The 13,539-nt window shown below is 71.0% G+C and carries 12 protein-coding genes and 1 pseudogene; 4 read left to right on the top strand and 9 right to left on the bottom strand.

The annotated features are described in order from the left end of the window. Positions 1-28: 28 nt before the first annotated feature. Positions 29-997 carry a pirin family protein gene (locus INP57_RS27880; protein ID WP_200073352.1) on the bottom strand — a complete coding sequence of 323 codons (969 nt, stop codon included), beginning with the start codon at positions 995-997 and terminating at the stop codon, positions 29-31. A 232-nt stretch (positions 998-1,229) separates the two neighbouring features. Here INP57_RS27880 and INP57_RS27875 point away from each other — a divergent pair, with 232 nt between their 5' ends. Further along, entirely contained in the window at positions 1,230-2,144 is a 915-nt protein-coding gene (locus INP57_RS27875; RefSeq protein WP_200073351.1) for a polysaccharide deacetylase family protein, read from the top strand. Positions 2,145-2,163: 19 nt separating this feature from the next. Continuing rightward, positions 2,164-3,141 (top strand): asparaginase, encoded by a 978-nt coding sequence (locus INP57_RS27870; protein ID WP_233628485.1) that lies wholly within the window; start codon positions 2,164-2,166, stop codon positions 3,139-3,141. Positions 3,142-3,148: 7 nt separating this feature from the next. Here the strand turns inward: INP57_RS27870 and INP57_RS27865 are convergent, their stop codons facing one another. Beyond that, positions 3,149-3,919 carry a thioesterase family protein gene (locus INP57_RS27865; protein ID WP_200073350.1) on the bottom strand — a complete coding sequence of 257 codons (771 nt, stop codon included), beginning with the start codon at positions 3,917-3,919 and terminating at the stop codon, positions 3,149-3,151. 228 nt (positions 3,920-4,147) lie between these two features. On the opposite strand from INP57_RS27865, the gene INP57_RS27860 reads away from it, so the two are divergent. Next, on the top strand, positions 4,148-4,921 hold the full coding sequence (locus tag INP57_RS27860; RefSeq protein ID WP_200073349.1) for an enoyl-CoA hydratase/isomerase family protein: 774 nt from the start codon (positions 4,148-4,150) through the stop codon (positions 4,919-4,921). A 16-nt stretch (positions 4,922-4,937) separates the two neighbouring features. On the opposite strand, the gene INP57_RS27855 is transcribed toward INP57_RS27860, so the two are convergent. From INP57_RS27855 to INP57_RS30610, 4 genes are all read right to left on the bottom strand, one after another. Further along, on the bottom strand, positions 4,938-5,366 hold the full coding sequence (locus INP57_RS27855) for a protein-tyrosine phosphatase family protein (RefSeq protein WP_200073348.1): 429 nt from the start codon (positions 5,364-5,366) through the stop codon (positions 4,938-4,940). Between the two features lie 151 nt (positions 5,367-5,517). Then, entirely contained in the window at positions 5,518-6,516 is a 999-nt protein-coding gene (locus tag INP57_RS27850) for a sugar phosphate isomerase/epimerase family protein (RefSeq protein WP_200073347.1), read from the bottom strand. A gap of 15 nt (positions 6,517-6,531) precedes the next feature. Beyond that, entirely contained in the window at positions 6,532-7,506 is a 975-nt protein-coding gene (locus INP57_RS27845; RefSeq protein ID WP_374220985.1) for a Gfo/Idh/MocA family protein, read from the bottom strand. Next, positions 7,428-7,712, bottom strand: a complete 285-nt coding sequence (locus INP57_RS30610) for a hypothetical protein (protein WP_374220984.1) — start codon at positions 7,710-7,712, stop codon at positions 7,428-7,430. The genes INP57_RS27845 and INP57_RS30610 overlap by 79 nt, the downstream gene beginning before the upstream one ends. A gap of 187 nt (positions 7,713-7,899) precedes the next feature. On the opposite strand from INP57_RS30610, the gene INP57_RS27840 reads away from it, so the two are divergent. Further along, positions 7,900-8,895, top strand: a complete 996-nt coding sequence (locus tag INP57_RS27840; RefSeq protein ID WP_307850321.1) for a LacI family DNA-binding transcriptional regulator — start codon at positions 7,900-7,902, stop codon at positions 8,893-8,895. A gap of 27 nt (positions 8,896-8,922) precedes the next feature. On the opposite strand, the gene INP57_RS27835 is transcribed toward INP57_RS27840, so the two are convergent. The 3 genes and pseudogenes from INP57_RS27835 to INP57_RS27825 all read right to left on the bottom strand — a co-directional run. Then, positions 8,923-11,580, bottom strand: a complete 2,658-nt coding sequence (locus INP57_RS27835) for a glycosyl hydrolase family 65 domain-containing protein (protein ID WP_200073345.1) — start codon at positions 11,578-11,580, stop codon at positions 8,923-8,925. A 126-nt stretch (positions 11,581-11,706) separates the two neighbouring features. Then, the gene (locus INP57_RS27830; RefSeq protein WP_307850320.1) at positions 11,707-13,272 is read right to left on the bottom strand and encodes a glycoside hydrolase family 32 protein; all 1,566 of its coding nucleotides are present in this window, start codon (positions 13,270-13,272) and stop codon (positions 11,707-11,709) included. Between the two features lie 141 nt (positions 13,273-13,413). Further along, positions 13,414-13,539 (bottom strand): annotated as a pseudogene (locus INP57_RS27825) (IS481 family transposase); the annotation flags it as partial.

The following is a 13,539-nucleotide window of genomic DNA, read 5'->3' as shown; positions in this document are numbered from 1 at the left end:
GCGCGGCCCGGGCTCCGCCGCCGAGGACCTATCCGCGCCGGCGGAGCCTGGCGTTCGGCAACGCCGGTGCGGGCAGCGTCTGGGCCCATTGCTGCGGGAACGGCCCGAACCGGCCCGTTCCCGCACCGTCGCGTTCGGCCTGCCACTGCTCGCGGAACTCGACGATCTCCTCGTGCGAGCGCCCGACGAAGTTCCACCACATCACGATCTGCTCGCCCAGCGGCGGTCCGCCGAGCAGCAAGACCCGCGCGCCGTCCGCGGACCGCAGCGACAGCTCGCCCGCTCCGGGCGGCTGGTACACGAGCCCGCCCGCGGTCGCCTCGACTCCGGACGCGGCCACCGCGCCGGTGTCCACGAGCACGCCGTGCTCGAACGCCGGATCCACTTCGATCCGCACTTCCCGCTCCGCGGGCAACGTGATCTCCGCGCCCAGCAACGGGGTGTGCGTGCGCACCGGTGCGGTGCACCCCAGCAGCGAACCGATGAACACCAGTGCACGAGCGCCTTCGTGCTCGACCACCGGCGGTGCGAAGTGCTCGAAACCCGGTGCGGTGAAACGACTTCGCTCCGGCAACGCCACCCACAGCTGAACACCGTGCAGCACGGTCGTGTCCGCAGTGGAGTACTCGGAGTGGGCGATCCCCGCACCGGCGGTCATCAGGTTGACCTCGCCGGGTCGCACGCGCGCGTGCGCACCGGTGGTGTCGCGATGCTCGATCTCGCCGCTGAACAGCCACGACACCGTCTGCAGCCCGGTGTGCGGATGCCCCGCGACGCGCATCCCACCGGTCGCCGCGACGTCTTCGGGACCGTAGTGGTCCACGAAGCACCAAGCACCGATCAACGACCGCGCGCGCCGCGGCAACGTGCGCCGAACCTGCATTCCGCGCGGGCCGCCCAGCGGCACCTCGCGCGGTTCGATCAGCTGGCCGCGCACCCGATCGTCCGCTGCCGAGCCGCACTCGAGCTCTGCGGGCGCTGCCTCGATGTTGCTCATGACACCTCTCCACTCCCCGACGAAGCCGGACTGCGCTCGGGCAGCGGCCCCTGCCGGACCGACAGTACCCACTTGAACCGGCCGGTCCGACGCGGCGCGAGCCGCGGGAACGCTCCATGCGCGGTGCCGCCGCACGGCTTAGCCTGACTTTCGTCACGCGCAACGACCGAACGGGATTTCTCGACGACCCGCGCCACGACTCGCCCGCAGCGGCACACCGCTAGGAGAAACAATGGCGAAGGAAATCAAGGTCTGCATCGGGACCGACATCGACGCCGTTTCCGGATGGCTCGGATCCTACGGTGGCGAGGATTCGCCCGCGGACATCCAGCGCGGCATGTTCGCCGGTGAAGTCGGCGTCCCGCGGTTGCTGCAGCTTTTCCGCGAATACGGCCTGACCACCACCTGGTTCGCGCCCGGGCATTCCATCGAGACCTTCCCGCACCGGATCGAGCAGATCGTCGCGGCAGGCCACGAGATCGGCGCGCACGGCTACTCGCACGAAAATCCGATCAAGCTGAGCCCGCAGCAGGAGGAGGACGTGCTGAACCGCTCGATCGAGCTGATCGAGCGGTTCACCGGAGCCAAGCCGCGCGGCTACATCGCGCCGTGGTGCGAGCTCTCGCCGGTCACCGCGGACCTGCTGCTGAAGAACGGGTTCCGCTACGACCACAGCCAAGCGCTGCACGACTTCCAGCCGTTCTACGCCCGGACCGGGGACAGCTGGACCAAGATCGATCTGAACCTGCCCGCCTCGTCCTGGATGCGACCGTTGCAGCGCGGCCGGGAGATCGACCTGGTGGAGATCAATTTCAACTGGTTCGTCGACGACCTGCCGCCCATGCTGTTCATCAAGGGCAGCCCGAACAGCCACGGATTCGTCAACCCGCGGGATGTCGAGCAGATCTGGCGGGACCAGTTCGACTGGGTGCACCGCGAATACGAGTACGCGATTTTCCCCATCACGATTCACCCGGACGTTTCCGGACGCCCGCAAGTGCTGCTCATGCTGGAACGGCTCATCGAGCACATCCTCGGCCACGAAGGCGTGGCATTCGACACGTTCGCGAACATCGCCGAGGATTTCCGCGAGCGCTTCCCGTTCGACACGAACCAACGCTATCCTTTCGACCGCGAACTGCCCTGAAGCGACGAGGTGGCGATCGATGCCGAAACCGCGCGTTCTCGTGCTGGCGCTGGGTGGAACCATCGCGTCGGTGCCGGAGTCCGGCCGGAGCGCAGCCGTCCCCCGGCTCGGCCCGGAGGAACTCCTCGCGGCCGTGCCCGGCATCGGCGAATCCGCCCGGATCGAAGCGGAGTCGTTGCGCACGTCCCCGTCCGGCGACCTGACGGTCCGCGACGTGACCGAGCTCGCCGAGGTGATCCGCACCCGGCCCGCCGACGGGTTCGTGATCACGCAGGGCACCGACACGCTGGAAGAGACGTCCTACCTGCTCGACCTGCTGCTCGGCGCGGGCGGCCCGCCGGTCGTGCTCACCGGGGCGATGCGCAACCCTTCCCTGCCGGGAGCGGACGGCCCGGCCAACCTGCTGGCCGCGGTCCGCGTGGCCGCCGCGCCGCAAGCCGAGGGGCTCGGGCCGCTGGTCGTGTTGGCCGACGAGATCCACTTGGCGCGCTACGTGCGGAAATCCCACAGCTCCAGCGTCACCGCGTTCGACTCGCCGAACGCCGGGCCCGTCGGCCGGGTGCACGAAGGCAAGGTGCGGATCCCGCTGGCGCCGCGCCACCACCCGCCGCCGCTGCAGGTCCTGGGCGAGCGGGTGCCGTCGGTGGGGATCGTCAAGTTCGGGCTGGGGTCCGGCCCGCTGTTGCCGCAGCACGCCGCCGGGCACGACGGGATGGTGCTCGAAGTGTTCGGCGGTGGGCACGTGCCGAGCTTCGCCGTGGACTCGCTCGCGGAGCTGAACGAGCGGATCCCGGTCGTGTTCGCCGGCCGGACCGGTGGCGGTGAGCTCTACGAGGCGACCTACGGATTCCCCGGTTCCGAGCAGGACCTGCTCGGCCGCGGATTGATCAGCGGCGTCGCCTTCGACGGGGTCAAAGCGCGGCTGCTGCTGACCGTCCTGCTCGCGGCGGGCGCCGATCGCCCGGCCATCAAGGCGCGGTTCGCAGCGGAACCGTGAACGCGCGCTAGCGCGGCCGGACCAGCAGGGTTTGGCTGCTGTTGGCCACCTGGCCCTGCTCGTCGTGGATCACCGAGACGGCCGTGCCCGTGCCGTTCGGCCCCAGAACGGTGCGCGCGTCCAGGCCGATCCACTCGCCGACCGGTTCGCGCTGGACGTGCACGGTGAGTTCGGTGTTGATGAACAGGAATCGGGTGGGGTCGAGCCAGGTGGACACGCCGCTGGCGGAGTCGGCGATCGTCATCAGCCGTTGCAGCGGCGTCGGCTCTTCCCCGGACACGAGCGGAATCCGTTGCCTGGCCCAGACGGTCGCCGGGCCGGGCTCTTGGAACGAACCGGACAGGGCGCACCATTCGACCGCGTCGATGTAGCCGGGCGACCAGCCCTCCGGACGCCCGAACGGCACGCCGTCCTGCGGCGGCGCCAAAGCCGGTGCCGCTCCGCTGGCCTGCGCCGAGGTGTCGGTGCTCGCCAACCGCCACGCCGAAGCCCTCGCCACCGCCCGGTCGGCGGTGCGCAGCTCGGCGGACAGCAGTTGCACCGACTTGCCGGGCCGGTCCACCTGCGCGCCGGTCCGCAGTTCAGCGATCGGGACCGGGCCGAGGATCTCGACGGTGATGCGCGCCAGCGCCCCACCGTCGTCGCCGCAGCCTTCCAGTTCCCTGGTCAGCAGCGCCGCCGGTGGTCCGAAGTGCTGCGCGTCCGGCGCCCACGGCCCGGCCGTGCTGTCGGTCGAGCTGAAGCCGTCGCCACTGGGCACGTAGAACGCGTCTGCCACTGCTGAACCTTTCGCGCGGATCCTTGCCGGCACCTTCCTACCCGATCGCGCACCGTGTCTTCGAGGGGCGCGGTGTCTTCGTGGCCTCGGCATCGTCGAGAGCTGCGGCGTCGTGGAGCGCTGCGGCATCGTCGAGGGCTGCGGCGTCCTCGACGGCCCCGGCACTTGACCGCGGCGGGCACCAAGGCGCAGAACTGGACGCTTCACCCGGCACGTTGTGGAGGCACCGTGGGACAGCCCCGTGTTGCGGACGAAGCCGACGTCCGCTGGATCACCTTCGACCGCCCGGAAAACGGCAACGCCCTGCACCTGGACGATCTGGAGCAGGTCGCCGAAGCCGTCCGCGGCGTGCACGGCCGGGCGCGGGCGATCGCGTTCACCGGCAGCGGGCACGTGTTCTCCGGCGGGATGCACCTGGACACCTTCGCCGAAGCAGGCCCGGACGACGGGCGAGCGGTGATCTCGCGGGTGCGCGACTGCCTCGCCGAAGTCCGGCACTGCGCGGTGCCGACCGTCGCGGTGCTCAACGGCCACTGCGTGGGCGCGGCGTTCGAGCTGGCGCTGGCCTGCGATCTGCGGGTCGCCCACCACGGGGTGCGCGTCGGGTTGCCCGAGGTCAAGCTCGGCATCCCGTCGGTGGTCGAGGCCGCGCTGCTGCACCAGTACATCGGCCTGTCCAAGGCCAAAGAACTCGTTCTGACCGGCGAGCTCTACCCGCTGGGCACCTTCGCGGGCCACGACCTCGCCAACCGCATGGTGGAACCGGGACGGTTGCGGACGGTGGCGCTGGAACTGCTGGCATCGGTCACCGCGCACACGCCCGAGGTGATCGCCGCGCAGAAATCGCTGTTCGAGACCTGGCTCAACGACGGCTTGCAGCGCAGCGTCGACACCAGCGTCGACGTGTTCGCCGAGGTCTTCCGCGAGCCCGCGACCGCCGAAGCCGTCGCGGCTTACCGCAGCAGCCGCCGGCCGAGCCGGCCCGCGCCGGAAGCAGGCTGACCGCACGCGCCCCGGCTCACGAGAAGCGGCCGACGAACCGCTTCTGCCAAGGCGTCTCCACGGCGCGCTTCGAGTAGTTCTCGCGCACGTAGGAGATCGGATCGTGCTCGGACGGCCCGTCCATCGCCACCAGGCAGGCCAGCGCCGTACCGGTGCGGCCGAACCCGCCGCCGCAGGCGATCTCGACCCGCTCGGTCGCCGAACGCTGCAGCGCCTCCCGCAGCGCCGCTTCGAAACCGGCGCGGTCGGTCGGCAACCAGAAGTCCGGCCAGCGCAGCCAGCGGCTCTCCCACTCCGTCTCCGGCGGCCTGCGCCCGCGCAGGTGCAGCGCGAAGTCGGGTTTCGGTCCGGCGGGCAACCCGTCTCGCAGCCCGCGGCCGCGCACCAGCCGCCCGGACGGCAAGCGCAGCACACCGGTCGCCGCAGGGTCCCAGGTCGTGTCCATCAGCCCAGCGTATTTCGCCGAACATCACAGCGAATGATCGGATGTTCGCCGCGAGCGACCTTTATCCACAATGGACCAAATCGGAAGCCGAGCCCAGCGCGGCGGAGCCGCCGCCCAGCAGAGCTTTCAGGCAACGAGCAAGGACCGGGCCTCACGTCTTCGCCACCGCGGCGTGCAGCGTCTCCGCGGCCATCCCGAGCCCGTCGAGCTGGGAGTAGTCGGCGTCCTCGTGCTCGATGTTGACGGCCATGTCGGAGTCCACTTCGGACAGAGCGGTCAGGAATCCGCTCCAGTACGCGACGTCGTGTCCGACGCCCACTGCGACGAACTTCCAGGCCGGGTCCTGCGGCCAAGCGTTGGCCCAGTGCCCGATACCGGTCGGGACCTTGCCGGGCGCATCGGCCGGCACCCGGGAGAACGACGTGTCCAGCACGCCGCGCACATCGGCTCCCGGGCAGATCTCGGCGTCCTTGGCCGCAGCGTGGAACACCAGCGGCCCGAGGTGGCGGATGCAGGCCGCGACGTCCATGCCCTGCCACATCAGGTGCGAAGGGTCCATCTCGGCACCGACGTTGGTCGCACCGGTCAGCTCGACCAGCCTGGTCAGCGTCACCGGGGAGAACACCAGGTTGTGCGGGTGCATCTCGACCGCGACCCGCACGTCGCGGGCCCGCGCCAGCCCGTCGATCTCCGTCCAGAACTCGGCGGCCACGCCCCACTGGTAGTCCAGCACGTCCAGGTAGACGCCGTCCCACGGGTTCACCACCCACGACGGGTATTTCGCCGCCGGGTCGGAGCCGGGAGTGCCGGACATGGTCACCACGTTGCGCACCCCGAGCAGCCCGGCGAGTTCGATGGTGCGGCGCAGGTCGTTCGCGTGCTTCGGGCCGACGCCGGGTAGCGGGTTGAGCGGGTTTCCGTTGCAGTTGAGCCCGGTCAGCTCCATGCCTCGCGCGGCGAAGCCCGCCAGGTAGTCCCGCCTGGCGGCCTCCGAGGACAGCAGCAGGTCCACCGGGCAGTGCGGCGCTGGCAGGAAACCACCGGTGTTGACCTCGACCGAGCTCAACCCGTTGGCCGCGAGCACGTCGAGGACGTCTCCGAGCGGGCGGTCGTGCAGACAGGCGGTGTAAGCGCCGAGTTTCAGCGGCATCGCGGTACCTCCGGTTCAGGCGACCTCGACCGCGGCGCCGCCGTCCTCGGCGGAGCGCACGACGGCGCGGATCACGTTCATGGTGTGCAGGGCGTCGGCGAAGGTGGCGCACGCGGGCAGCGGGTCGGCGATGCCCGCGATCTGATCGAGGAACGCGCGGCACTGGTACACGAACATCTCCGCGTTGCCGCCGCCGTTGCCCGGCGCCTGCATCGGGTAGCCGCCCGCGAAGTAGGGCAGCTGTGGCCCGGCGATGACCTGCCGGGCACCGCGGGTGCGCGCTTCGGGCTGCGCGTCGTCGAAGGTGTACTCCGCCGGGCGGTGCCAGTCGAACGACGCCCGCCCGGACACCCCGCAGGCATCGACGGCCAGCCCGTTGGGCATTCCGAACGCGGTGCGCGAAACGGAGAACGAGCCGGTGATCCCGGAGCCGAACCGCGCGGTGAACGCCGCGGTGTCCTCGTTGCCGACCTCTCCCAGCTCGGCACCGACCGGAGCCGGTTCGTGCCCGACCACCGGGCCGAGCGGAACCGGCCGCTGCGGGATCTGCGTGGACAGCAGCCCGCCGGTGACCGACGAGATCGGGCCGCAGATGTGCTCGGCGACGTCGATGAGGTGCGCCCCGAGGTCGCCGAGCGCGCCGCTGCCGGGGCCGCCGTTGAACCGCCAGCTCAGCGGACCGCGCGGGTCGGCGGCGTAGTCGGCCCAGTAGCGGCCGTTGAACAGGCTCAGCTCGCCCAGTTCGCCGTCGCGCACGTGCCCGCGGATCGCGGCGAGCGCCGGTGAGCGGCGGTAGGTGTAGCCGACCGAGGTCACCACGTCGCCGGCTCGTTCGGCGGCCACCATCGCCTCCGCGTCGGCGATCGAACCGGCCAGCGGCTTCTCGCACAGCACGTGCTTGCCCGCGCGGATCAGCTCTTCGGCGATCGGCCGGTGCAGGTCGTTGCCGACGACGATGCTGACCGCGTCGATCGACGGGTCCGCGGCGATCGTCTCCCAGCCGGAGACCGCCCGCTCGTAGCCGTAGCGGCGGGAGCGTCGGCGGCGAGATCGGGGTCGGCGTCGGCGATCGCGGCCAGCCGCACCGGCGGCAGCCCCGCGCCGAAAACCGTGTTGACCTGCCGATAACCGGCCGCGTGGCTGCGCCCGGCCATGCCGGCGCCGATCACGGCGACCGACAGCGGTTGCTCGGACATCGGGTGGAGTCCTCTCGTCGCCCGAGGCCGGGCCCGGAGGGGCGACCGGAGTCGGGGAGGTGCGGGAGCGGGAAGAGTTCTACCGAAACGTTTCGGTAACCTGCGACGGCAGACACTAGGCAGCTATGGTCCTTATGTCAATACATACTCAGCGGGTCTCGGGCCCCGCGCACAGGAGGTCAGCCAAGTGCCCACCAACTCCGGCCGGGCGACGATCGTGGACGTCGCCCGCGCCGCCGGGACCTCGGTCTCCTCGGCCTCGGTCGCGCTGCGCGGCGCTTCCGGCGTCTCGGAGCCGACCAGGGAACGCATCCTGGAAGCCGCGCGACGGCTCGGCTTCCGCGCCGACCGGCAAGCCAGCCTGCTGCGCAGGCAGCAGCCGCGGGTGCTGGGCGTGACCTTCGCACTGGACCAGCCCTTCCACACCGACGTGGTGGACAACCTCTATCGCGCCGCGGACGGCTGCGAGCACGACCTCGTGCTCAGCGCGGCGACCGCGACCCGCTCGGAGACCGACGCCGCCGAGAGCCTGTTGCGGGACCGGGCCCGCACGCTGCTGCTGATCAGCCCGGCGTTGTCCGAGCGGCAGCTGGCCGAGCTGACCACTCGGGCATCAGTGGTCACCATCGGCTCGCAACTGCGGGCGGGCCAGGCGGATTCGGTGCGCGCCGACGATCAGCAGGGCATCACCGACGCCGTCGAGCACCTCGTCTCGCTGGGCCATCGCGACATCGCCTACGCCGACGGCGGGGACTGCGCCATGAGCGCGGTCCGCCGCGCGGCGTACGCCGAGGCGATGCGAACGCGCGGACTCGAGCCCCGGGTCATCGGCGGTGCACCCACCGAGGAATCCGGGATCGGGATCGCGGATCACCTGCTCGCGCAGGGCGGCCCGCCCACGGCGGTGCTCGCGCACAACGACATGATCGCGCTCGGCCTGCTGCTGACCCTGCGTTCGCGGGGAATCGCGGTGCCCGGCGAGGTTTCCGTTGTCGGCTACGACGACACCCGGACCGCCGCGCTGGCGACGGTCCGGCTCACTTCGGTGAGCCAGGACGCGGCCCGGCTGGCCCGGACCGCGGTCGAACTCGCGACCACCGAGGGAGAGGAACCGTCCGGGCAGGACGTGGTGGTGCCGACGCGCCTGGTCGTGCGGGACACCACGGGACCGCCGCGGGAGTGAAGGTCCTTCGTGGACGGAATCTCCGGGTCACGGCTGCACCGTCACCTCCCGCAGGCCCGCGTTGCCCTCGCCTTCCGGGTTGGTGAGCTCGACGCGGACGAACCGCGCCGTGCGGCCTTCCGGCATTTCCGGCGCGGCTTCCCGGAAGTGCACACCGTCCACAGAGGTCAGCAGGCGCGACGACACCGGCTTCGTGTCCGTCCACTGTGGCGTGATGCGGGAGATCCGCTGCGGTGCGCCGAGATCGACGGTCAGCGATCCCGGGCCGGTGGCGTCCAGTTCCCATGTCGTGGCGGGGCTGCCGTCGACCGCGGCTTCGGCGTACTTGCCCGCGTCCTCGGACGTGGCGGTCGCGGTCTTGCAGCGCGCGAGGTCGTCGGTCGGAGCACGGTCCGGGCGGCGGGTCTTGAGGCTCAGCGGCGCCGCCTCGCTCACGACGTGCGCACCGTCGGGCGCGTGCACCGTGAACGGCTCTCCCCCGCGGAGTTCGACGGTGCTCGTCTCCGGGCCGACGCGGACGTCGAAAGTCCTGCCCTGCCAATGCAATTCGGTCAGCTCGACGCCTCGCGGCAGCTGCGGCGGCAGCATCGGGTCGAGCGCGACGCCGTCCGCGCGCCAGCGCAGGCCGGTCAGCCCGAAGGTGAACACCTGCGAATACCCGCCGCCTCCGGTCAGGAAGTTCAGCGCGGGCGCACCGGCGCCCTCCCCCGCCTGATCCCCGCGCGCCTCGGAGAACTGCGCGAACGGTTCCCGCACGAACGGCCGGATCGAGCGGTTCAGGTAGGTGTTGGTGGCGCAGCCGGGTTCGCCTGCCGCGGCGGCGTCGATCGCGTGCACCGCGTCGGTCATCGCCGGGCCGTCCGGATCGGTGCGCGGCGCGTAGTAGTCCAGCGTGTTCGCCGCCGCCTCCGGCGACATCGGCCATTCCAGCGGGTATTGCAGCAGCACCGTGTCGGCCTGCTTGATCTTGCCCCCCTGGTAGCCGTCGTACTGCTGGAACACCTGCTGCTGCGGGTCGAACGGGATGCGCAGCTTGTCGGCGATCTCGGTCCACTGCGGGGGTGCCTGCCCGCCCAGCACGCGAGCGGCTTCCGCCGCCTGGCGCAGCGCGGTGGCCGCTCCGGCGTTGGTGAAAACCCCGTCGTTGACGCCGTTGCTGTATTCGTCGGGCCCGGCGACGTTGTTGATCGAGTAGCTGCCGTCCGGGTTCGGGGTGACCCGGCCGGTCCAGTACTCCGCGATGCTCTGCAGCACCGGCCACCCGTGCTCGCGCAGCCACTGCCGGTCACCGGTGGCCAGGTAGTACTGCCACGCCGCCAGCGCCACGTCGCTTTGCAGGTGGTTCTGCGTCCGGCAGTGCGGCGGATCCCAGCTGTGGCAGTCCTTCTCCAGATCACCGGTGTCCGCGCTGGTCCACGGGTAGAAGGCGCCGCGCTGGCCGAGAGCGGCCGCGTTGGCGCGCGCGGCGGGCAGCGTCTTCTCGCGGTACTCGACCACCGATTTGGCCAGTTCCGGGTGTTGCAGCAGCAGGCTCGGGTACATCCACAGCTCGGTGTCCCAGAAGATCAGGCCCGCGTAGTTGTCGCTGCTGAGCCCGGCGGGCGGGATGCTGGTGTCCTGCCCTTCGCGCACGCTCGACAGCAGCGCGTACTGCGTCGAGCGCAACGAGTTCTGCAGGTCCGGGCGCCCCGGGACGCGGATGTCGCTGTCCCACAGCCGCAGCCACCGCTGGACGTGCTCGCTGAACAGGTCCTGCCAGCCGCGGCGGGCGGCGTCGTGCGAGGCCGACACGGCCGAAGTGGCGTGCTGCGGCGAGGTGTCGACGCCGACGAACTTGCCGAGCTCGTAGGTTTCGCCCTGTTCGACGGGGAAATCCACGGTGTGCTCGGCGGTCAGCCCGTCGACGCTGCGCCGGTGCTCGGTGACGTCCACGCCCGAGCCCGGCCGCAGCGTCGATGCCACGGTCCCCTTGGCGCCGACACCGTCGGTGGAGAACCCGACCCGGACCGTGTCGCCGTTCGCGTCACCACCGGTCGGCTGCATCCGGCGCGCGCCTGCGCCGTCGATCGCGTCGGTGACCCGCGCCTGGCCGTCCCAGTGCGGGGTCATCCGGACCCGCACCGCGCCCACGCGCTCGTGCGCGCGGTCGGCCACCACCTCGTAGACCAGGTCGGTGGCCCGGCCGTCCGGGGCGGTCCAGGTCAGCTCGGTGCGCAACAGTCCACATCGGACGTTGAGGGTCTGCCGGTAGTGCGAGATCTGCTCCGGCGGCGTGTATGCGCCGTATTCCTGGTCGCCGACGCCGACGCCGAGCGTCGACCAGGTTGGGATCGCCGCGATCGAGTGCCGGTCCTTCGGCGTCTGGTCCGTCGGCGCGAGCCCGTAGAGCCCGGCGACGAAAGCACCGTCGAGCCGCGGCGTCTTCAGCGGATACCCGGTCTCCTCGCCGGTGGCCATGTAGCCCATCCCGGCGGGCGGCACCCGCTGCCCGAGGTAGCCGTTGCCGACGAAGGCGTGCCGGGTGTAGGTGTTGTCGAACTCGCCGGTGGACAGCTCCCATCCCGGCCCGGCGGCGCAATCGGCGGGCGGCTGGGCCGGAACGGCTTGCATCGGAGTGGGGGCCACCGTGGTCGCGATCGCCAGCACGGTGCCGCCGAACACTCCCCCGAAGCGCGTCAGTCGCATGGAGACACCTTTGTCCTGGGCCGGCACGAACAGCCGGAGAGCCAACACTCTGTCACGGGTTCAGTCAATACCGGGTTCGCGGCGCAGTTCCCGGTTCGGCGGGCGCCGGGCGGCGAAACCATCTCGTCAAGCGAGTTCGTGCACTTCCAGCGAGATGACCTCGACCCGGCCTCCAGCGGAGAACAAGCACAGGCGGTCCGCACCCGCATCCGGCAGCACCAGGTCGGTGAGCACCGCCTGCCCCCGGTCCCCGAACACCTCTACGCAGCAGCGGTCCGCGAGCAACCGGATCCGCAGCACCTCGCCCGCCGGGTCCAGCGGCGTGCCGTGCCGTGCCGGGAACGTGGGGCCGACCGGTGCCGATCCGGACTGCGTGCGATCGACGAAGAGCTCGCCCGCATCCGCGTCGTAGCCCACTCGGGTGCGCCGTCCACCGCCGGAGAACACGTCGAACCCGAACGCGCTCGCCGTCCCGAGCCGGAACTCGGCGACGACGTCGAGCGCGGTTCCGGTGAACTCCGGCGCCGATTCGCCGACGACGCCTCGCCATCGCCGCACCCCCGCACGCCGGGACTCCAGCTCGGCGACCGGCTGCTGGGTCAGCAGCACCCCGGAAGCGGTCGCGGTGAGGCCGACCTGCCGCGGCGCGGTCATCGCTCCGCGCCAGGGATCCGTGGGCACCTGCTCGGCGTAGTCCCAGTTGCTCAGCCAGCCGATCAGCAGCCGCCTGCCATCCGCGGCTGGAACGTCCGAAAAGGACTGCGGAGCGTAGAAGTCGGCTCCCCGCTCGGCCCAGCGGATCCCGTCGGCCGGGCCCTGCGCGGAAAAGGTGGTCCCGTCGAAGTCGCCGAGGAAGTACTGCGTGGCCGAACCGCCGGCGGGACCGCCGGGGTTGATGCTGACGATCAGCACCCACCGCGTGTCCGCCGGGTCACCGTCCACCGGCAGCTCGAACAGGTCCGGGCACTCCCACACGCCGCCGTGCGCGCCTTCTGCGGCGCCGAACTCGCTGAGCCGGTGCCATTCCCGGAGGTTCGGCGAGCCGTAGAACACGATGCGGTCCCCGGCCGCGAGCAGCAGGATCCACTGCGCGGACCGCCCGTGCCAGAAGACCTTCGGGTCGCGGAAGTCTTCGACGCCCGGGTTCGGGATGACCGGGTTGCCTTCGTACTTGGTCCAGGTGCGCCCGCGGTCGGCGCTGTGCGCGATGCTCTGCTGCTGGGTTTCGCCCGCGCTGGTGTAGATGGCGACCAGTCCCGCGCCGCCGTCGAAGAACCCGCTGGTGTCGTGGTGGTCGACCACGGCGCTGCCCGAGTAGACCTCGCCGAGCTCGTCCGGCCGCAGCGCGACGTCCAGCTCCTGCCAGCGGACCAGGTCGGTGCTGACCGCGTGCCCCCAGCTCAGGTTCGCGTGCGCCGTGCTTTCCGGGTTGTGCTGGAAGAAGAGATGGTACTCGCCGTCGTGGTGCACCAGGCCGTTCGGGTCGTTCATCCAGTTGCGCGCCGGGGTGAAGTGCACCGCCGGTCGCCAATGCGGTGTCGCCGCGGCGCGAGCCGGTGCCGGGGTGAGGCCCAGGCCGAGCAGGGCTCCGGTGCCGACGAGGAAACCGCGGCGGTTCAGCGCCCGGCCACCGGGTGTCGTTGCGGCCCTGAAAGCGTCCGATCGCTGCTGCCATGCGGGTTGGTCGCGCACTCGATCCTCCTTGATCAAGCCTTCCGATCAGAGCGTTGTGCTGCGGTTGGGACTCGGCCGACATCACCGCGCGTTCTCGGAACCTGCGTTCGCTGAGGAGCATCAGCTGCTTGACGCAGGAACTCGGATTCCTGGGGAGCCCTAGGTGTATTGCCCTGTGAGGTTGTGAATGCGTTGGGCTGGTGTGTGGCCGTTGAGGGAGGTGTGGGCGCGGTGGTGGTTGTAGGTGTGTAGCCAGGGGTCGAAGGCGTTGCGGCGTTGGGTTTC

It is taken from the genome of Saccharopolyspora galaxeae, assembly GCF_016526145.1.
In the GTDB taxonomy this organism is placed as follows: Bacteria; Actinomycetota; Actinomycetes; order Mycobacteriales; family Pseudonocardiaceae; genus Saccharopolyspora_C; species Saccharopolyspora_C galaxeae.
This window is presented reverse-complemented; position numbering and strand designations above follow the sequence as displayed.

Excerpts from the sequence above, each read along its gene's own strand:
- INP57_RS27870 (WP_233628485.1), top strand. The coding sequence starts at position 2,164 with ATGCCGAAACCGCGCGTTCTCGTGCTGGCGCTGGGTGGAACCATCGCG.
- INP57_RS30610 (WP_374220984.1), bottom strand. The coding sequence starts at position 7,712 with ATGTCCGAGCAACCGCTGTCGGTCGCCGTGATCGGCGCCGGCATGGCC.
- INP57_RS27835 (WP_200073345.1), bottom strand. The coding sequence starts at position 11,580 with ATGCGACTGACGCGCTTCGGGGGAGTGTTCGGCGGCACCGTGCTGGCG.
- INP57_RS27855 (WP_200073348.1), bottom strand. The coding sequence starts at position 5,366 with ATGGACACGACCTGGGACCCTGCGGCGACCGGTGTGCTGCGCTTGCCG.
- INP57_RS27880 (WP_200073352.1), bottom strand. The coding sequence starts at position 997 with ATGAGCAACATCGAGGCAGCGCCCGCAGAGCTCGAGTGCGGCTCGGCA.
- INP57_RS27875 (WP_200073351.1), top strand. The coding sequence starts at position 1,230 with ATGGCGAAGGAAATCAAGGTCTGCATCGGGACCGACATCGACGCCGTT.
- INP57_RS27850 (WP_200073347.1), bottom strand. The coding sequence starts at position 6,516 with ATGCCGCTGAAACTCGGCGCTTACACCGCCTGTCTGCACGACCGCCCG.